At 62.1% G+C, this 18510-nt stretch carries 14 protein-coding genes and 2 pseudogenes; 7 read left to right on the forward strand and 9 right to left on the reverse strand.

All coding sequences use genetic code 11. The features are described from left to right. Positions 1–9 precede the first annotated feature (9 nt). A complete protein-coding gene (locus tag ACA046_RS27215; RefSeq protein WP_459023694.1) occupies positions 10–1521 on the reverse strand; it encodes an efflux transporter outer membrane subunit in 1512 nt (503 codons plus the stop codon). 191 nt (positions 1522–1712) lie between these two features. Here ACA046_RS27215 and ACA046_RS27220 point away from each other — a divergent pair, with 191 nt between their 5' ends. Further along, entirely contained in the window at positions 1713–2681 is a 969-nt protein-coding gene (locus tag ACA046_RS27220) for a LysR family transcriptional regulator (RefSeq protein WP_003216257.1), read from the forward strand. Positions 2682–2694: 13 nt separating this feature from the next. Here the strand turns inward: ACA046_RS27220 and ACA046_RS27225 are convergent, their stop codons facing one another. From ACA046_RS27225 to ACA046_RS27240, 4 genes are read right to left on the reverse strand one after another with little or no spacing between them, the layout of a single operon-like run. Then, on the reverse strand, positions 2695–4059 hold the full coding sequence (locus ACA046_RS27225) for a heavy metal sensor histidine kinase (RefSeq protein ID WP_497675333.1): 1365 nt from the start codon (positions 4057–4059) through the stop codon (positions 2695–2697). Next, positions 4049–4726, reverse strand: coding sequence for a heavy metal response regulator transcription factor (locus ACA046_RS27230; RefSeq protein ID WP_003216255.1), 678 nt, complete (start codon positions 4724–4726; stop codon positions 4049–4051). Before ACA046_RS27230 ends, ACA046_RS27225 begins: the two co-directional genes overlap by 11 nt. Positions 4727–4757: 31 nt before the next feature. Beyond that, a complete protein-coding gene (locus ACA046_RS27235; protein WP_076014373.1) occupies positions 4758–7853 on the reverse strand; it encodes a multidrug efflux RND transporter permease subunit in 3096 nt (1031 codons plus the stop codon). Next, positions 7850–9016, reverse strand: coding sequence for an efflux RND transporter periplasmic adaptor subunit (locus ACA046_RS27240; RefSeq protein WP_459023699.1), 1167 nt, complete (start codon positions 9014–9016; stop codon positions 7850–7852). The genes ACA046_RS27235 and ACA046_RS27240 overlap by 4 nt, the downstream gene beginning before the upstream one ends. Positions 9017–9230: 214 nt before the next feature. On the opposite strand from ACA046_RS27240, the gene ACA046_RS27245 reads away from it, so the two are divergent. The 5 genes and pseudogenes from ACA046_RS27245 to ACA046_RS27265 all read left to right on the forward strand — a co-directional run bounded on the left by ACA046_RS27245 (position 9231) and on the right by ACA046_RS27265 (position 13431). Then, positions 9231–9473, forward strand: a complete 243-nt coding sequence (locus tag ACA046_RS27245; protein ID WP_003216247.1) for a hypothetical protein — start codon at positions 9231–9233, stop codon at positions 9471–9473. A gap of 167 nt (positions 9474–9640) precedes the next feature. Next, on the forward strand, positions 9641–10432 hold the full coding sequence (locus ACA046_RS27250) for a transporter substrate-binding domain-containing protein (protein WP_497675334.1): 792 nt from the start codon (positions 9641–9643) through the stop codon (positions 10430–10432). A gap of 107 nt (positions 10433–10539) precedes the next feature. After that, positions 10540–10821: pseudogene (locus ACA046_RS27255) on the forward strand (PAS domain-containing protein); the annotation flags it as partial. A gap of 246 nt (positions 10822–11067) precedes the next feature. After that, entirely contained in the window at positions 11068–12114 is a 1047-nt protein-coding gene (locus tag ACA046_RS27260) for a methyl-accepting chemotaxis protein (protein WP_497677143.1), read from the forward strand. A gap of 158 nt (positions 12115–12272) precedes the next feature. After that, positions 12273–13431, forward strand: a pseudogene (locus ACA046_RS27265) (transporter substrate-binding domain-containing protein). A 1-nt stretch (position 13432) separates the two neighbouring features. Here the strand turns inward: ACA046_RS27265 and ACA046_RS27270 are convergent. The 4 genes from ACA046_RS27270 to ACA046_RS27285 all read right to left on the reverse strand — a co-directional run bounded on the left by ACA046_RS27270 (position 13433) and on the right by ACA046_RS27285 (position 16826). Next, on the reverse strand, positions 13433–14176 hold the full coding sequence (locus ACA046_RS27270) for a YkgJ family cysteine cluster protein (RefSeq protein ID WP_459023703.1): 744 nt from the start codon (positions 14174–14176) through the stop codon (positions 13433–13435). Positions 14177–14284: 108 nt separating this feature from the next. Beyond that, complete coding sequence (locus tag ACA046_RS27275) at positions 14285–14767, reverse strand: GNAT family N-acetyltransferase (protein WP_459023705.1); 483 nt, start codon at positions 14765–14767, stop codon at positions 14285–14287. A gap of 3 nt (positions 14768–14770) precedes the next feature. After that, the gene (locus tag ACA046_RS27280) at positions 14771–15673 is read right to left on the reverse strand and encodes a chemotaxis protein CheV (protein ID WP_063027220.1); all 903 of its coding nucleotides are present in this window, start codon (positions 15671–15673) and stop codon (positions 14771–14773) included. A gap of 178 nt (positions 15674–15851) precedes the next feature. Beyond that, a complete protein-coding gene (locus ACA046_RS27285; RefSeq protein WP_459023707.1) occupies positions 15852–16826 on the reverse strand; it encodes a 2-hydroxyacid dehydrogenase in 975 nt (324 codons plus the stop codon). 349 nt (positions 16827–17175) lie between these two features. Between ACA046_RS27285 and ACA046_RS27290 the strand changes: the two genes are divergently transcribed. Further along, entirely contained in the window at positions 17176–18498 is a 1323-nt protein-coding gene (locus ACA046_RS27290; RefSeq protein WP_459023709.1) for an OprD family porin, read from the forward strand. The last annotated feature ends 12 nt before the right edge of the window (positions 18499–18510 follow it).

The raw sequence follows: 18510 nt of genomic DNA on the forward strand, positions 1-18510 counted from the left end.
GCATCCTACTCAGTGATCAAACACGGCGAGGGCCGCCGGGGTCTTGCTCGGAAGAGTCTTGCTGTCCAAGGGCACGTCGCTGCCGGCACCGAGGCCGCCGCCCAATGCGGTCACCAGTTCGGCATGGGCACTCAGGCGCGCGGCCTGGACCTGCTGCTGCACCTGCTGCTGGCGGAACAACAGGCTCTGGGCATTCAGCACGTTGAGGTAATCGGTGAGGCCGCGCTGGTAGGCGATCATCGCGATGTCGTAGGTCTTCTGCGCGGAGGCCACGGATTCAGCGGCGAAGGACTGCTGTTTGTCCATCGACTCGCGGCGGATCAACTGGTCGCTGATGCCCTTGAGTGCATTGACCAGCGTCTGGTTGTAATGCGCGACGGCGATGTCGTAGCCAGCACTGGCTTCACCCAGTTGCGAGCGCAGGCGGCCGCCGTCGAAGATCGGCAGGCTGATGGCCGGGCCGGCGGTGTAGTTGAGCTTTTTACCCGTGAGGAAACTGAGCATCCCGCCGCCGGTGGCGACGTAGCCGAGGCTGCCCACCAGGTCGACGTTGGGGTAGAAACCGGCGTGAGCCACATCAATGCCACGGGCCTGGGCCGCCACTTGCCAGCGGCTGGCAACCACGTCCGGGCGCTGGCCGAGCAGTTCGGCGGGCAAGGTCGACGGCAATTTAAGCGGTGCACCGAGGGACAGCGTGGGCCGCTGTAACTGCGCGCCCTCCCCCGGCCCCTTGCCCGCCAACGCAGCCAGCTGGTTGCGACTCAGGGCGATGGCTTCATCCAAAGCATCCAGTTGCCGATGGGTTTCCGGCAGCGGCGTCTCGGCCTGGCTGACTTCAAAGTGGGTGCCGATCCCGCCATTCAGACGCTTTTGCGCCAGGTCGAGGATCTGTTGTTGCTGAGCCAGGGTGGCGGCCACGATATCGCGCTGGGCGAAGTGCAACGACAGCTGGATATACGCGCGCACCACGTTGTTCTGTAATTCGAGCTGGGCCTGGCGCGCTTGGGCTGCGCTCATGTGGGCCATGTCCACGGCACGCTCGGTGGCATTGCTTTCGCGGCCCCAGAGATCGAGGGCATAGCTCAAGCCCAGGGAAGCGTTGTTGTCCCAGGTGGTGGAATTGTCCAGCGCGCCCGGGCCGTAGAATTGGTCGCTGGGCCAGTTATGGCGTTTGAGCGTGGCGTCGCCATTGACCTGCAACGACTCGGCCGACTCGGCGATCCCGGCCATGGCCCGGGCTTCGCGCACACGAGCGGCGGCCATGGCCATGTTCGGGCTGCCTTGCACGGCGAGGTCGATCCAGTGGTTGAGTTGCGGGTCGCCGTAGGCTTGCCACCATTGCGCGGTGGGCCAGTGGGCGTCCCGGGCGGCGGTGTTGATCGCTTCGTCGGTGGCCAATGAATTGGCGACGAGTGACTGGCCTTGAGGGGCAATTCCTCCGGTTCCGATGCAGCCGCTGATTGCTAACGATAAGGCCCAAACACTGAGAGTCTTCAGCTCTCTGCTGATGCGACGCGGCACTGCTGCGAATTCCTGAGAGGGTGTTGCGGGGAAGGTGGCGCAATTCTAAGGGCCGGGCCGGATGGCGATAAGGTGGGATTCTTGTGAATCTTTGTTACCGTTCAGGCGATAATCCGTTCGTAGGTTCATTATTCGCTCTGCAAAAAAAAGAAACTTCGTGTCACAATTTGCCATCTCCCAGAGAGCACCCCATGGACACTTTGCAAAACATGCGCGCCTTCAGTTGTGTGGCCGAAGCCGGCAGCTTCACCGCCGCCGCCGTGCAACTGGACACCACCACGGCCAACGTCTCGCGCGCGGTCTCCAACCTTGAGGCCCATCTGCAAACCCGTTTGCTCAACCGCACCACCCGCCGCATCGCCCTGACCGAGGCCGGCAAGCGCTATTTGCTGCGTTGCGAGCAGATCCTGGCGTACGTCGAGGAAGCCGAGGCCGAAGCCAGCGACGCCCACGCCCGCCCGGCCGGGCAGCTGAAGGTGCACACCATGACCGGCATCGGCCAGCACTTCGTGATCGATGCGATTGCCCGCTACCGCCGCACCCACCCGGACGTGACCTTTGACCTGACCATGGCCAACCGCGTCCCGGACCTGCTGGACGAGGGCTACGACGTGTCCATCGTGCTCGCCAGCGAACTGCCGGATTCGGGTTTTGTTTCGCAACGCCTGGGGATAACTTACAGCATCGCTTGTGCGTCGCCGGCTTACGTCAAGGCCAATGGCTGTGCACAACGGCCCAGCGACCTGCTTAACCACGCCTGCTTGCGCCTGGTCAGCCCGGTGATTCAGCTGGACAAATGGTCGTTCAACGGGCCCGAGGGCCAGGAGAGCGTGGCCATCAACAGCTCACCGTTCCTGGTGAACTCGGCGGATGCGATGAAGACCGCCATCACCAGCGGCATGGGCGTTGGCCTGTTGCCGGTGTATGCGGCGATTGAAGGCCTGCGCAACGGCACCCTGGTGCGGGTGATGCCCAACTATCGCTCCCAGGAACTGAACCTGTACGCCATCTACCCGTCGCGCCAATACCTGGATGCGAAGATCAAGACGTGGGTGGAATACCTGCGCAGTTCGCTGCCGGAGATCATGGCCGCCCATCAGGCGGAACTGGCGGCCTATGAGCTAAGTGGCAGTTTGGGCGGGGTTCGGTTGAGTAACTGAGGGCGGTCAGCCGTTACACCGGCAGCGTAATGCCAAAGGTATTGCCGCCGCCCTCGCTGCGCACAAACACATCCCCGCCGTGCATCAGCGCGATCGCCTTGACGATCGCCAGCCCCAAGCCGTGATTCGCCCCGCTATTGCTGCGGGACGCATCCACCCGATAGAACCGCTCGAACAACCGGGGCAGGTGCTCACTGGCAATCTCATCACCCGGGTTGGTCACCCCGATCGCCACGTGATCCTCCAACACTTCGATCTTCACCTCGATCACCTGCCCAGGCAGCGTGTGCTGCACCGCATTGCTCAACAGGTTGATCAACGCCCGGCGCAAATGCGCCTTCTCGATCTGCACCTGGGCATCGCCGCTCACGCGGACCTGCACCTGGGCGTCTTCGAGGATGAAGTCCAGATAGTCCAGGGTGGTCGCCACTTCGTCCGCCAGTGAACTGCTGATCAACTTGGTGGCCTTGCTGCCCTGGTCGGCGCTGGCCAGGAACAGCATGTCATTGATGATCGAACGCAGCCGTTCCAGCTCTTCGAGGTTCGATTGCAGCACCTCGAAGTAATGCTCGGCCGAACGCCCACGGGTCAGTGCCACCTGGGTCTGGCCAATCAGGTTGGTCAACGGTGAGCGCAGTTCATGGGCCACATCGGCGTTGAACGACTCCAGGCGCGAATAGGCCTGCTCCACCCGGTCGAGGGTCGAGTTGAAGGAATTGACGAACTGCTTCAGCTCCGGCGGCAACGGCGACAGTTGCAGGCGCCCGGAGAGTTTCGGTGGCGCGAGTTTCTGCGCCTCATCCGACAGTTTGATCAGCGGCTTGAGGCCGATACGTGCGACCCAAAACCCCAGCAGCGACGCCAGCACCACGCCGACAAATGCCAGGCTGATCAGCGCCACCAGCAGTTGATGCTGGGTGGCGCGAAAGTTCTCGGTGTCGACGGCGATCATGAAGCGCAACGGCGGACGCTGGTCCTTGGCCGGGAACTGGCTGACCAGCACTTTGAACGGATGATGATGGCCCGGCAGGTGCAAATCGCGCTTGCCGGTCGGGCCTTCGGCAAAGGCCCGAATCTGCGCGTCCGGGTTGCCGTATTCGTAGGTCGGATCGCTGCTCACCACCCAGAAGCGGATGCGCTTGTCTTCCTCACCCAACAGCTTGAGCTTGGCGGTGATCTTCGCCCAGTGGTCCGGCGTACCAAAGCGGTTCACCGAAGACTCCAGCACGCTGTAACGCGCATCCAGCTCGGCACCGGGCAACAGGCCCAGGCCTTTGTCCACCTGCTGGTACAGCGCGCCGCCGATCAACAGGAAGATCAGCAGCGCCACCAACGTGAACATGCCACTCAGGCGCAGGGCGATGGAGTTAGCCGACACTGCGGTTCTCCAGCACATAACCCATGCCGCGGATGGTGTGCAGCAGTTTCTGTTCGAACGGCCCGTCGAGCTTGGCCCGCAGGCGCTTGATCGCCACTTCCACCACGTTGGCGTCGCTGTCGAAATTGATGTCCCAGACCATTTCCGCAATTGAGGTCTTGGACAGGATTTCACCCTGGCGCCGGGCCAACACGCTGAGCAGCGAGAACTCCTTGGCGGTCAGGTCCAGGCGAACGCCGTTGCGGCTGGCCTTGCGACTGATCAGGTCGATCCACAGGTCGGCGATGGTCACCTGCACCGGCTCGTGCCCGCCACTGCGGCGAGTCAGGGCCTGCAGGCGCGCCACCAGTTCGAGGAACGAGAATGGCTTGCCGAGGTAATCGTCCGCACCTTCGCGCAGGCCGCGAATGCGGTCTTCCACGCGCTCGCGGGCGGTCAGCATGATCACCGGCGTTTGCTTGCGCGCCCGCAGTGCACGCAACACGCCAAAGCCATCCAGGCCGGGCAGCATCACGTCGAGCACGATTACCGCGTAATCGTTCTCCAGGGCCAGGTGCAAACCCTCGACACCTTCACGGGCAACGTCGACGGTATAGCCTTGCTCCGTCAGGCCGCGGTGCAGGTAGTCGGCGGTTTTTTCTTCGTCTTCAATAATCAGTACACGCATGAGCCTTTTGTTCCAGGACGGGGCCTCAGCCTCAGAGTGTGGTTGCCAGCTGGGGAGCTGGTTTGGGTCTATGGAAAAACTTCTCAAGGTACAAGTATATGACCGGCGTGGTGAACAGCGTCAGCGCCTGGCTCACCAGCAACCCGCCCACCACCGCGATACCGAGTGGCTGGCGCATTTCTGCACCGGGGCCGGAGCCCAGCATCAGCGGCACCGCCCCCAGCAACGCGGCGAGGGTGGTCATGATGATCGGCCGGAACCGCGTGACACAGGCTTCATAAATCGCCTCTTCAGGCGGCAAGCCGCGTACACGCTGGGCATCCAGGGCAAAGTCGATCATCAGGATGCCGTTCTTCTTCACGATACCGATCAGCAGCACCAGGCCGATCAGGGCCATGATCGAAAAGTCCTGGCCCATCAGGGACAGCATGATCAACGCGCCCAAACCCGCCGACGGCAAGGTGGAGATGATCGTCAGCGGGTGCACGAAGCTCTCGTACAGCACACCCAGGATAATGTAGACCGCCACCAGTGCCGCAAGGATCAGCCAGGGCTGGCTGGCCAACGAACTCTGGAACGCCTGGGCCGCGCCCTGGAAGTTGCCGATGATGGTAGTCGGCATGCCGATTTCGTTCTTGGCCTGGTTGAGCATGATCACCGCATCGCCCAACGCGACGCCCGGCGCCAGGTTGAACGACAGGTTGGCCGCCGGGAACATGCCGTCATGGCTGATGGACAATGGCCCGACGGTGGGCGGGTCGACCTTGGCCACCGCCGACAGCGGCACCATCTCGTTGGTCAGCGGCGAGCGCAGGTAGAAGTAGTTCAGGCTTTCGGCCTTGCCGCGTTGCTGGGTGTCCAGCTCCAGCACCACCTGGTACTGGTTGATCTCGGTCTGGAACTCGTTGATCTGGCGCTGGCCGAAGGCGTCGTACAGCGCCTGGTCCACATCGGTGGCGGTGAGACCAAAACGCGCAGCGGCCTGACGGTCGATGCTGATGTGGGTGATGCTGCCACCCAGCTGCAAGTCGTTGGACAGGTCGCGGAACGCCGGGTTGGCCCGCAGTTTTTCGGTGAGGCGCTGGGTCCAGGTATTCAGGGTCGGGCCGTCGTTGCTCTTGAGCACGTACTGGTACTGGGCGCGGCTGGGGCCGGAGCTTAAGTTGATGTCCTGGCCGGCACGCAGGTACAGCACGATGCCCGGCACTTTCGCCAGTTTCGGCCGGATCCGGTCGATAAACTGGCTGGCTGACACGTCGCGATCTCCGCGATCTTTCAAGGCGATCCAGAACCGGCCGTTGGCGATGGTCTGGTTGCTGCCGGTCACGCCCACCGAATGGGAAAACGCTTCCACCGCCGGGTCATCCTTGACGATCTCGGCGATCGCCTTGTGCTTGGCGACCATGTCCGGGAAGGACACGTCAGCCGCCGCTTCGCTGGTACCGAGGACGAAGCCGGTGTCTTGTACCGGGAAGAACCCCTTGGGGATGAACACGTAGCCGACCACGGCCAGGGCCAAGGTCACCATGAAGATTGCGGCCATGGTGCGCTGGTGGGCCAACGCGCGGCGCAGATTGCGCGCATAGCCGGCAAGCAGGCGCTCGCTGAAGCCGGGTTTGTCGTGGGCGTGATGGGTCGGGGCGCGCATGAACAACGCGGCCAGGGTGGGCGCCAGCGTCAGTGAGACCACCACCGAAATCAGGATGGTCGAGGTGGCCGTCAGCGCAAACTCCTTGAACAACCGCCCGACCACACCGCCCATGAATAGCAGCGGAATAAACGCCGCCACCAGCGAGAAGCTGATGGACACCACGGTAAAGCCGATTTCCCCCGCGCCCTTGATCGCCGCTTCGCGCTTGTCGAGGCCCGCCTCCAGATGGCGGTGAATGTTTTCCACCACCACGATGGCATCGTCCACCACAAACCCCACGGAGATCACGATCGCCACCAGGGTCAGGTTGTTCAGGCTGAAGCCCATCAGGTACATCAGCGCAAAACTGGCGACCAGCGACACACCGAGCACGCTGGACACAATCAACGTGGCCGACAACTGGCGCAGGAACAGCGCCATCACCGCCACCACCAGCAGGATGGCGATCAGCAGGGTCACTTCCACTTCATGCAAGGACGCGCGGATGGTCTTGGTACGGTCGGTCAATACGCTGACCTGCACCGAGGCCGGCAACATGGCTTGCAGGCGTGGCAGCTCGGATTGAATGCGGTCCACGGTCTCGACGATATTCGCCCCAGGCTGGCGGGAGATCACCAGGTTGACCCCTGGCGTGTCGCCGGACCAGGCCTGCACGTAGGCGTTTTCCGAACCGTTGACGACTTTGGCGATATCCCGCAGTTGTACGGGCGCCCCGTCCTTGTAGGACACGATCAGTTGGGCGTAATCCTCGGGATGGAACAACTGGTCGTTGGTCGACAAGGTCGACACGCTGTTTTCGCCGTAGATCGCGCCCTTGGCCAGGTTCAGGCTCGATTGCTGGATCGCCAGGCGCACGTCCGCCAGGGTCAGGCCGATGGCCGCGAGTTTATCGGCTGACGCCTGCACCCGGATGGCCGGGCGTTGCTGGCCGGTGATGTTGATTTGGCCTACGCCGTCGATCTGGCTGATCTGACGGGCCAGCAGGGTTTCCACGTAGTCGCTCAGTTCGGTGCTGGGCATGCTGTCGGAGCTGACGCTGAGGATCAGCACCGGGCTGTCCGCCGGGTTGACCTTCTTCCAGGTCGGCAGGCTTGGCATGTCGCTGGGCAGTTTGCCGGACGCGGTGTTGATCGCCGCCTGCACTTCTTGCGCGGCGGTGTCGATGCTCTTGGTGAGGGTGAATTGCAGGGTCAGGAGGCTGGAGCCCAAGGCACTGCTGGAGGTCATCTGGGTCATGCCGGGGATGGCGCTGAATTGCACTTCCAACGGCGTGGCCACGGAGGACGCCATGGTGTCCGGGCTGGCGCCGGGCAGCGTGGCGCTGACCTGAATCGTCGGAAATTCCGCTTCCGGCAGTGGGGCGATGGCCAGTCGTGGGAAGGCAATCATCCCGAGTAACACCAGGGCGAAGGTCAGCAGCAAGGTGGCGACCGGATGGTCGACGCACCAGGCCGACGGCGAACGACTGCCACTCATGGCTGCACCTTGGCATCAACGGTCTGGATCACCTGCGGCGGCTCCTTGAGCACCTCGACCTGAGCGCCTGCCTTGAGCCGTGACTGGCCGTCGCTGACCAGCACGTCGCCGGCCTGCACGCCCTGGAGGATGTTCATGTCGCTGTTCTGATACAGCACCTGCACCGGCACCACCTCTACCTTGTCACCCTTGAGCCGGTATACGAAGTGCGAATCCAGCCCGCGTTGCACGACGGTGGGCGGTACCACCAGGGCGTTCTTGTGCAGGGCGGTCTGGATCCGGATCGTCACCAGTTGCCCCGGCCAGAGTTTTTGCGCGCCGTTGCTGAACTCGGCCTTGGCGCGGATGGTGCCGGTGGTGCCGCTGATCTGGTTGTCGATCAGGCTCAGGCGACCTTCGCCCAGGAGGTCGCCGGTCTGGCCGTCGGTGTCGGCGCCCATATAGGCGTTGACGTCGGCGGGCAGTTGCGCGGTGATCAGGCGTTGCAGAGTCGGCAGCATTTGTTGCGGCAGGGAAAACTCGACGGCAATCGGGTCGATCTGGGTCACGGAGAACAAGCCCTGGGTGTCGCTCATGCGCAGGAAGTTGCCTTCATCCACCGTGCGAATCCCGACGCGACCGGTGACCGGAGAGCGAATCTGCGTGTAGGAAAGCTGCACCTGAGCCGAGTCAATGGCCGCCTGGTTGCCTTGGGCCGTGGCCTTGAGCTGGTTGACCAGGGCTTGTTGCTGGTCATAGGTCTGCTTGGACACGCCGTCGTCGATGCTCAGTTCCTTGTAGCGCTTGAGGTTGACTAGCGCGACTTGCAGTTGCGCCTGGCTTTCCCCCAGTTGCGCCTTGGCCTGGTCCAGGCTGGCGCGGATCGAGCGGTCATCAATGGTCGCCAGCAGGTCGCCGGTCTTCACCAGTTGACCTTCCTTGACCAGCAATTTGGTGAGGATGCCGTCGATCTGCGGGCGGATCACCACGCTGTGCAACGACAGCACCGAACCAATGCCGCTGACAAAACCCGGGATGTCCTGCTGTTTGACGCTGATCACTCGCACTGGAATCGCTGCCGACGCAGTCAGTTTGGTTTTGGCCGGGCGGGTCACCACCCAGGCAACCACGGCCAATACCACAAGGACGCCCACGATCAAGGCCGTTTTTCGTTGAATGTGCATGGGGTGAGGCGCCAGGGCAAAGGATCGGAAGAATGTAGGTTCTTTATAGCCCGCCAACCCGGTCAGCAAAGTGACTGCTAACTGACAGCGCCGTCAGTAAAGTCCGACCATTCGTACGAGCAGTGGTTAAAGATCCGAGGCGCGCAGGTATACTGCGCGGCGGTGTGGCCTGCAAGTCGGGCCCGCGTCATTTTCAGTACTCCCCGGAGCTTCCATGAATTCCCCGACACAACCCGCTGTTGAAGCGGTCGACATCGACCAACAGGCCAATCCTGACAGCGTCGAAGGCGAAACCAAGGCCGAGATCCCGGCATTCAAGTTTCCGTTCAAGCCGGGCGAACTGGCCGGGGCAAAAAACGCCAGCCAGCCGTGGTACAAAAACGGCGCGAAGAACGGCCACACCAAGAGCCCGGGCATGGCACCGCCCGGCACCCGTCGCTCCATGGGCAAGCGCTGACCGGTAATAAATCCTTCGCAATGGAGATTTATGCCTACAAGAGTTACTGACGTTTCGCCTTGTAGGCCTGCGGCCAATTCTTGAAAGCTTGCACGCACCCGCCAGCCCCGACTTTTTCGCTCTGGGCTGGACGTGGTGCAGCTGGTTTTCCGGAATAGGACGTCCCTGTGGTTCTTATACGCACCTGTGTTGTGCTGGGCTTGTCGCTGATAGACGGTGTCGTCTCCATCGCTGCGGCCGGTGATCAACCACGCAGCGAAATTCGTTTTGCCGTGGCCGCGCAGTTCCCGCCCTTTCAAAGCCGCAATCAACAAGGCCAACTTGTAGGACTGAACATCGAATTGGGTAACGCCCTGTGCATACAGCTCAATATGCGATGTACCTGGGTCGACCAGATCCTGGTGGAAAATTTCACCGCCCTTGAAGCCAGGCAATTCGACGCGATCATGGGCATCGCCCCTACGTCGAAACGGCACCGGCGAGTGAATTTCACCGATGACCTCTATCCGATGATCACGCGCCTGGTGGCCCGCAAGACATCAGGCTTGATGCCGACCCCTCGGTCGCTGAAGGGCAAGCGCGTGGGCGTGCTGGTGGGCAGCAACCGCGAGGCGTTTGCCCTGGCGAAGTGGGCGCCGAAGGGCGTGATCGTCAAGGGTTTCTGGCGCAATGACGAATTGGTCCGCAGCCTGTTGGCCGGCGACATCGATGCGACGCTGCAAGGCACGGTGGAAATTCGTGAGGCGCTGCTCGACACCGCCGACGGCCAGATTTTCGACTTCCTCGGCCCCGCCGTCTCCACCGATCTGCTGGGTAACGGCGTGGCAATTGCCCTGCGCAAGCCCGACACCGCGCTGCGCAATGACCTTAACTGCGCCCTCGAGCAACTGATGCAGAGTGGCGAATACCAGCGCATCGTCCAGCCCTACCGTCTTGACGCACCGCCCGCCAGGCCGTAATGGCCAATTAATTGCACCGAACATGAGCTGGATCAGTATTTGCCCAACCCGTGCGCTTAGAGTCGACGCCCTGCCGACTCCTCCAACAATCACGAGCGCGCGTTTCCATGAAGATCAATCTGCCGGTCACCGGTCGAAATGTGGATTTTGCCCCCGACGCCAACATCCTCTCGACCACTGACCTGACTAGCGCAATTACCTACGCCAACCAGGACTTCATCGATATCAGCGGCTACACCCGCGAGGAGTTGTTGGGTACCCCGCACAACCTGCTGCGTCACCCGGACATGCCGCCGGCTGCGTTTGCGCACATGTGGCAGGTGTTGAAAAGCGGCCGCTCGTGGATGGGCATGGTGAAAAATCGTTGCAAGAACGGCGATCACTACTGGGTCAGCGCCTACGCCACGCCGGTCACCCGGGACGGCGTCACGGTGGAGTATCAGTCGGTGCGCACCAAGCCCGATGCGCGGCGGGTGCAACTGGCCGAACGGGCCTATGCCCGCTTGCGGGCCGGCACTCGGCGGGCGCCGCCGGTAGTGGGAGTGACCCTCAAGTTGTCGGCGTGGGTGCTGGGGGTTTGCGCCGCAACGTGGGCCTTGGGCCTTGGACTGGCGACCTATCCCGTGGCCTGGCAACTGCTGGCGCTGACGGCGGCATGTGCCGTGGGGGTAGCGGGCGTGCACGGTGCGTTACGGCCTCTGGCGCAGTTGAACCAGCGGGCGCGGCTGATTGCTGACAACACGCTGAGCCAGACGATCTACACCGGACGCGGGGATGAGTTCGGGCGTATCGAGTTTGCCATGCAGATGCTGGAAGCCCAGGTGGGTGCGGTGGTCGGCCGGATTGGTGACGCCTCGCGACGTCTATCCGGGCATGCAGCGGCGTTGGTAGAGCAGCTGGACAGCAGCCACTGCAGCAGCCTCGGCCAACAAACCCAGACCGATCAGGTTGCCGCCGCGATCAATCAAATGGCCGCCAGCGTGGCGCAAGTCGCCGAGCACGCGCTGCAGGCTTCCAAGGCCGCTGACCAGGCTGGCAGCGAGACCCGGGAAGGCCACCAGCGGGTGGATGAAAGCCGCGATGCGGTGCTGCGTTTGTCCCGGGAACTGGCACGGGCCACCGAAGTGATCCATCAACTGGAAAGCCACAGCGGCGATATTTCCGGGGTGCTGGAAGTGATCCGGGCGATTGCCGAACAGACCAACTTGCTGGCGCTCAATGCCGCCATCGAAGCGGCGCGGGCCGGGGAACAGGGACGCGGGTTCGCCGTGGTGGCCGATGAAGTACGCGGGCTGGCCCAGCGTACGCAGGATTCGACCAATGAAATCCAGCGCATGATCAGCACACTGCAAGGCGGCGCCCGGGATGCGGTGCAAGCCATGGCGCAAAGCAGCCAGCATGTGGAGGCCAGTGTCGACCAGGCCCAGCGCGCCGCGGCGGCGCTGGATGGCATCAGCCAGCGGGTGACCCAGATTACTGCCATGAGCCAGCAGATCGCGGCGGCGGTGGAAGAGCAAAGCGCAGTCAGCGAGGACATCAACCGCAACATCATCGGCATTCGCAATGCCGGCGAGGTGACAGTCAGCGCCGGCCAGCAGAGCCAGCTCAGCTCAGGCGATGTGGCGGGGCTGGCGGAGGATTTGCGGCGGTTGGCGGAGGAGTTCTGGAGTAAGCGGCGGTAGATCAAAAAACGTCCGACAAGGTTTTGAGTCAACTCCTACGGGAAGAACGGAAGTGCCTTGATTGAAGGCCAGCGTGTGGCTGTGAAAGCTTCTGAGGGGGGCAGGCGCCGGTAACGGGGCCGGGACGCCTCCCACTTTTCTTCCTACAGGACAGGCAAATGACATCCCTGAGAATACTATTGGCACTGGTTTTATCTACGGCCACAGGAACCCTGTGCTCCGTAACGTACGCGGCTGAAAAATCGCTGGCCGAGATACGCTTCGGGGTGGAGGCGCTGGTACCGCCGTTTGAAAGCCGCAATGCCCAAGGTGAGCTGGTCGGTTTGAACATTGAGTTGGGCAATGCCTTGTGCGCCGAACTCAAGGCGCGCTGCGTGTGGGTCGATCAAGAGTATGCAACCAACCTGGCAGCACTCGAGGCGCGTCGATTCGATGCGATCATGCCCATGTCGGCCACCCCGGCACGGCGGCAGAAAATCGACTTCACCGATAATCTCTACGCCCTTGAAACGAGGCTGGTAGCGCGCAAGCGCCTCGGGCTTGTGCCTGAGGCCAAGGCGCTTCAAGGCAAACGGATTGGCGTGCTGGCGGGCACCAGCCGAGAAGCCTATGCCTTGGCGCGATGGGTACCCCATGGCGTGGTGGTACGAAGTTTCAACCTGAATGCCGAGTTGATCAGCAGCCTGCTGGCCGGCGATATCGACGCAACGTTGCAAGACACCCTCGAGATCTCCGACGCCTTGCTGAAAACCCCAGAGGGCGCGGGCTTTGAGTTCGCGGGGCCTGGGATTGTCGATGAAATGCTCGGCAGCGGCGTCGCCATTGGGGTTCGCAAGGGCGAGCCCGACCTGCGTTTGGCGCTGAACCAGGCGCTTCAACGCTTGAAGGAAAGTGGCCAGTACTCGCTGATTACCCAGCGTTACCTGCGCACCTCAAACAGCGATCCGGTTCCGATGTTGTATACGCCGGCAGAGGGTGGCTTGCCTTTCTCGCAAACGGTGCAAGTGGGGCAAACCCTCTACATCTCCGGGCTGCTGGGACTTGACGAGCGCGGCGAACTGGTCAGCGGAGGCATTCGCGCACAAACAGCCAAGGCCTTGGAAGCATTACGAATGCATACTCGAGGAGAAAGAGCTGGGCATGGACAGGGTCGCCAAATGCACGGTAATCCTCGCGAACATCAACGACTTCGCGGCCATGAATAAAGTCTATGCCCGCTACTTTTCAGCGAATCGTCTTCCCACTCGAACGACCTTTGCCGCGGGCGGTTTAATACTGGATGCCCGGGTCGAAATCGAATGCCTGGCCAGCTTTTAGCTCAAGCCGCCCGCAACGAAATGAACGCATAGTTGGCCGGCACCTCGGTGGCAATCCGGGCGCCGGCATCCAGCAACTGCTCGGCAATATCCATCCCGGACACATGGAATACCCACTCATTGGCCTGCACGTCCTCTTGCGTCGCCAACTCGATCGCCTGGGCAAACAGGCCCATATCCGGCAGGTACGCGGTAAACCCATCGCCCTTGAGCGCCGTGGTATGGATGCCCAGCAAACCACACACGGCTTCCTTGGCCTGGATGTCGTCGCGGTCAGCCTGGCGTGAGCGGCGGATCAACTCGGCCAGCTCCTTGTCCATCAACTCGCCGCCCACGATCAGCGCCGGCCCCTGCTCCCAGGATTCCGGCGGGCAGTCCTTGGCGCCCGGGTTCAACGGGATGTGCGGGTTGATCTCCATCGGGTAGATACGGCACACCAACGGCCGCCGCTCGTAAATGCGGCAACGGTCGTCTTCGTCAAGATTCCGGCAGCGCCCGGCGTTATAGGCGGCAAAGGTGATTGCCACATACGCCTCGGTGTTGCCGCTGGGGACGATGGCGGAACGCCTTTGTGCGTGTTCGCGCTGCAACTCGGGCAGCCCAAGCCCGGTGCCCAGGAAACCCTCCACCAGCACGATGACATTGCCGCCGTCAGCCGCCCAGCTGCGGGCTTCTTCGAGGGTCAGGGGCACATGGTGGTCGGTGCAGCATTTACCGCAACCGACGCAGGAAAAGTGGGTATTCATAGAGGATCTGTCACCAGGCAAGGTCAGAAGGCGCTCATGAACGGCGGCGGGTTTTTGCCTCTGCTCACCGTTCTGCCTCTGTACAAAGCAAGTTATGCGCCAGTGCTTCTATTCCTCGGGCACCAGGTCCCGAAGCACAAACACCATGCCGACACTTTCATACAGGTGCCGGGCCCGCCGATTGGACTCCAGCACCTTGAGGTCGACAAACGCCTCGCCGCGTTGTTTGAACACGTGGAAGGTGTGCAGCAATAACGCCCGGCCCAGCCCCATGCCTTGGGCACACGGATGAATGGCCAGGTTCTTGATGTAGGCGCTGGTCCAGCATTGGGACACGCCGAGGATGCCACTGGCATTACTGGCCACCAGGCACAGCTTCGGGTCGAACTCGGCGTCGGTGATGAACTGCTGGCGCCAGTGTTCAAGGGGGCCGACGCGTCCGCCGCCTTGTTCCTGGGCCAGGCTCAATACCGCGTGGATCGCCGGAGCCATTGCTTCGTGGTAATGATCCAGCTGGATATCTGCCGGCCATTGCGGCGCGGGCAGGCTGCCGATGAGGTCACGGCGCAGCAGCTGGAAGTATTCACCCACCGGTCACAGGCCTTGTTGCGCCACGGTCTGGGCAGCCACCACCAGGCACTTGGTCAGTTCGGGGGAGGAGAACTTGGTGAGCACCGCATTGGCACCGGCCAGGCGGGCTTTTTCGCTGTTCATCGCACTGTCCAGGGAGGTGTGCAGCAGCACGTAGAGGTCCTGGAAGTCCGGTGTTTCCCGCAGGGTGCGGGTGAAGGCGTAGCCGTCCATTTCGGACATTTCGATGTCCGAGACCACCACGTTGATTTGCTCGACAGTGCCTTGCAGCTCCAGCAAACGGTCGATCGCTTCCTTGGCGCTGCGGGCGGTGTGGCAGGTCAGGCCGAGGTTGCGCAGGGTGTGCACCGATTGCTGCAGGGCCACCTGGCTGTCGTCCACCACCAGGATTCGGGCGTTGCCCAGCACTTCGGCTTCTTCCATGGTCAGGTCGGTGGGCGCCGCTTCGATCTGCGCCGGGGCGATGCCGTGGATGACTTTTTCGATGTCCAATACCTGCACCAAGGCGCCTTCGACCTGGGTCACACCGGTGATAAACGAACGCGTGCCACCGGAGCCAAACGGCGGCGGGCGAATATCGGTGGTCAGGCAGTGCACGATCTTGCTCACCGCCTGCACATGCAGGCCCTGCTTGGAACGGCTTACATCGGTGACGATCAGGCAGCCACCGTCCGGGTCTTGCAGGGGCATTTCCCCCAGCGCCCGGCTCAGATCGATCACCGACAAGGCGGCGCCGCGCAAGGTGGCGATGCCTTTGACGTGCGGGTGCGACTCCGGCAGCTTGGTCAGCGGTGGGCAGGGAATGATTTCACTGACTTTCAGCAGGTTGATCGCCATCAGCTTGCCGCTGCGCAAGGTAAAGAGCAGAAGCGAGAGTGAGTCTGCGCGGGCTTTGGTGGTGGACATAAAAACCTTCTGTGGATCAGGGATGACGATCTATAGACCGTTATCGACTTGCACGCTGAAAACTGTAGGAGCGGGCTTGCCCGCGAAAAACGTCAACGATAACGCGGGCAGCCTGAATAAACACATCGCCTTCAGGTTCTTCACGAGCAAGCTCGTTCCTACAGACAACAAGCAGTGATCAGCCCTTCCACACCTGCGGGTTCACCAGGTCCTGCGGACGCTGGCCCAGCAGCGCACTGCGCAGGTTTTCCAGGGCACGGTTGGCCATGGCTTCGCGGGTCTCGTTAGTGGCCGAGCCGATGTGCGGCAGGGTCACGGCGTTGCTCAGCTGGAACAGTGGCGACTCGGACAGTGGCTCCTGCTCGTACACATCCAGGCCGGCGCCGCGGATGGTCTGGTTTTGCAGGGCTTGAATCAGCGCCGGCTCATCCACCACCGGGCCACGGGAGATGTTCACCAGGATTGCGCTGGACTTCATCAGGCCCAGTTCGCGATGGCTGATCAGGTGGCGGGTTTTCTCGCTCAACGGCACCACCAGGCAGACGAAATCCGCTTCGGCCAGCAACTGGTCGAGGCTGCGCAATTGCGCGCCGAGCTCCTGTTCCAGTTCGGTCTTGCGGCTGTTGCCGCTGTACAGGATCGGCATATTGAAGCCCAGGCGACCACGACGGGCGATGGCCGCGCCGATGTTGCCCATGCCGACAATGCCCAGGGTCTTGCCGTGTACATCACAGCCAAACAGCGGCGCGCCGACACTCGCTTTCCACTGGCCGGCCTTGGTCCAGGCGTCCAGTTCGGCGACCCGGCGGGCGCTGCTCATCAGCAGGGCGAAGGCCAGGTCGGCGGTGCTTTCGGTGAGCACATCGGGAGTGTTGGTGAGCATGATCCCGCGCTCATTGAAGTACGCCAGGTCGTAGTTGTCGTAGCCCACCGACACACTGGAGACCACTTCCAGCTTGCTCGCGCCTTCCAGTTGGGCGCGGCCCAATTTGCGGCCTACGCCGATCAGCCCGTGGGCGTGCGGCAAAGCCTCGTTGAACTGGGCATTGATGTCGCCCAGCTTTGGGTTAGGCGCAATAACGTCGAAATCCTGTTGCAGGCGTTCGATCATTTCCGGGGTGACGCGGCTGAAGGCGAGGACAGTCTTTTTCATGGAAGGCGGGCTCATCGACTACGTGGGAATGGCAAGCACGCTAACATTCTTGCGTGGGGTTGTCAGGACGCCCCGCGTCCACACCACCAGACTGTTGCGATTTGGGCAACAGTCATTATCTTGTTACACTCTGTATCGCACCGCTCACCTGCGCTAATTTGTCGCATCGATGAGCGCAGCGGTTAAGACCGACCCGCTCTCCCCCGATTTCCCTCGACTTATTTCCAGGGCTCTACACTGGGAATCTGTCTTAAAGCCGCTGAGTTCAGCGGCTTTTTTTTGCGCTGAAAAAAGGCCAGGAACCCCAACAACACTGGCCGGTTTCGATTGACCCAAAGGAGCTCCACCGGTGAAAACCTCGCTGACGTTCACCCCGTTATTCCTCGCGATTGCTGCAACGATCGTTCCCCTTGCCCACGCGGCAGACACCCCGACCGCCGACGGTTTCGTCGAAGGTTCCAGCTTCAAGATCAACACCCGCAACTACTACATGAACCGCGACCGTCGCGACATTCACACCGATGACAGCAAGGAATGGGGCCAGGGCATCATCGGCATTTTCGAATCCGGCTACACCCCAGGCACCGTCGGCTTCGGCCTGGACGCCAACGCCATGCTCGGCCTCAAGCTCGACGGCGGTGGCGGCACCGACGGTTCCAGCATCCTGCCGGTGAGCTCCGGCAACGGTAAAGCGCCTGGCTCGTTCTCCACCGCCGGCGCGACCCTGAAAATGCGTGCCTTCAACACCGAACTGAAAGCCGGCGACCTGTTCCTCAACAACCCGGTAATTGCCGGCGGCATGACCCGCATGCTGCCGCAGACCTTCCGCGGCGTGAGCCTGACCAACCACAGCCTGGACGGCTGGATGTTCGAAGGCGGCCAGGCCAGCTTCACCAAGCTCTACAACCAGAGTGGCCACCGGCGCATCGGCACCAGCTACGGCGCCTTGCCCAACGGTGAAGACAGCCAGCACATGGACTGGGCCGGCGTGTCCTTCAGTGGCCTGCCGGGGCTGACCAGCAACCTGTACGCGTCCGAACTCAAGGACATCTGGAACCAGTACTACTACGACCTGGACTACACCTGGCAACTGAACGAGCTGGTCAGCCTCAACCCAGGCCTGCACTACTACCACACCCAGGACACCGGCAAAGCCCTGCTGGGTACCATCGACAACAACACCTACAGCCTGCATTTCACAGTCGGCGTCGGCAATCACACCGTGACCGCCGCCTACCAGCGGGTCAACGGCAACACCCCGTTCGACTACATCAGCCAGGGCGACAGTGTTTACCTGGACAACTCCCAGCAATACTCCGACTTCAACGGCCCCAACGAACGCTCGTGGAAGCTCAAGTACGCCTATGACTTCGTCGGGCTGGGCTTGCCGGGCCTGACCTCGGCGGTGTCGTACATCAGCGGCAAGACCGACCTGACCACCGTCGACCCGGACAGCCGTGGTTACTCATCCTGGTACAGCGCCGACGGCAAGAACGCCAAGCATTGGGAACGGGACATCGACCTCAAGTACGTGGTGCAAGGCGGCAAGGCCAAGGACCTGGCCGTACGCCTGCAGTGGGCAACCAATCGCGGCGGCAATGGCTACGCGGCAGTGGACCGGGACGTGGATGAATACCGCGTGATCGTCGACTACCCGATTGACGTTTTTTAACCTTCAAGTTTT

The sequence above is a fragment of the Pseudomonas sp. LBUM1641 genome (assembly GCF_059716235.1).

Excerpts from the sequence above, each read along its gene's own strand:
- ACA046_RS27280 (WP_063027220.1), bottom strand. The coding sequence starts at position 15,673 with ATGTCCACCACCAAAGCCCGCGCAGACTCACTCTCGCTTCTGCTCTTT.
- ACA046_RS27230 (WP_003216255.1), bottom strand. The coding sequence starts at position 4,726 with ATGCGTGTACTGATTATTGAAGACGAAGAAAAAACCGCCGACTACCTG.
- ACA046_RS27245 (WP_003216247.1), top strand. The coding sequence starts at position 9,231 with ATGAATTCCCCGACACAACCCGCTGTTGAAGCGGTCGACATCGACCAA.
- ACA046_RS27240 (WP_459023699.1), bottom strand. The coding sequence starts at position 9,016 with ATGCACATTCAACGAAAAACGGCCTTGATCGTGGGCGTCCTTGTGGTA.
- ACA046_RS27235 (WP_076014373.1), bottom strand. The coding sequence starts at position 7,853 with ATGAGTGGCAGTCGTTCGCCGTCGGCCTGGTGCGTCGACCATCCGGTC.
- ACA046_RS27220 (WP_003216257.1), top strand. The coding sequence starts at position 1,713 with ATGGACACTTTGCAAAACATGCGCGCCTTCAGTTGTGTGGCCGAAGCC.
- ACA046_RS27270 (WP_459023703.1), bottom strand. The coding sequence starts at position 14,176 with ATGAATACCCACTTTTCCTGCGTCGGTTGCGGTAAATGCTGCACCGAC.
- ACA046_RS27285 (WP_459023707.1), bottom strand. The coding sequence starts at position 16,826 with ATGAAAAAGACTGTCCTCGCCTTCAGCCGCGTCACCCCGGAAATGATC.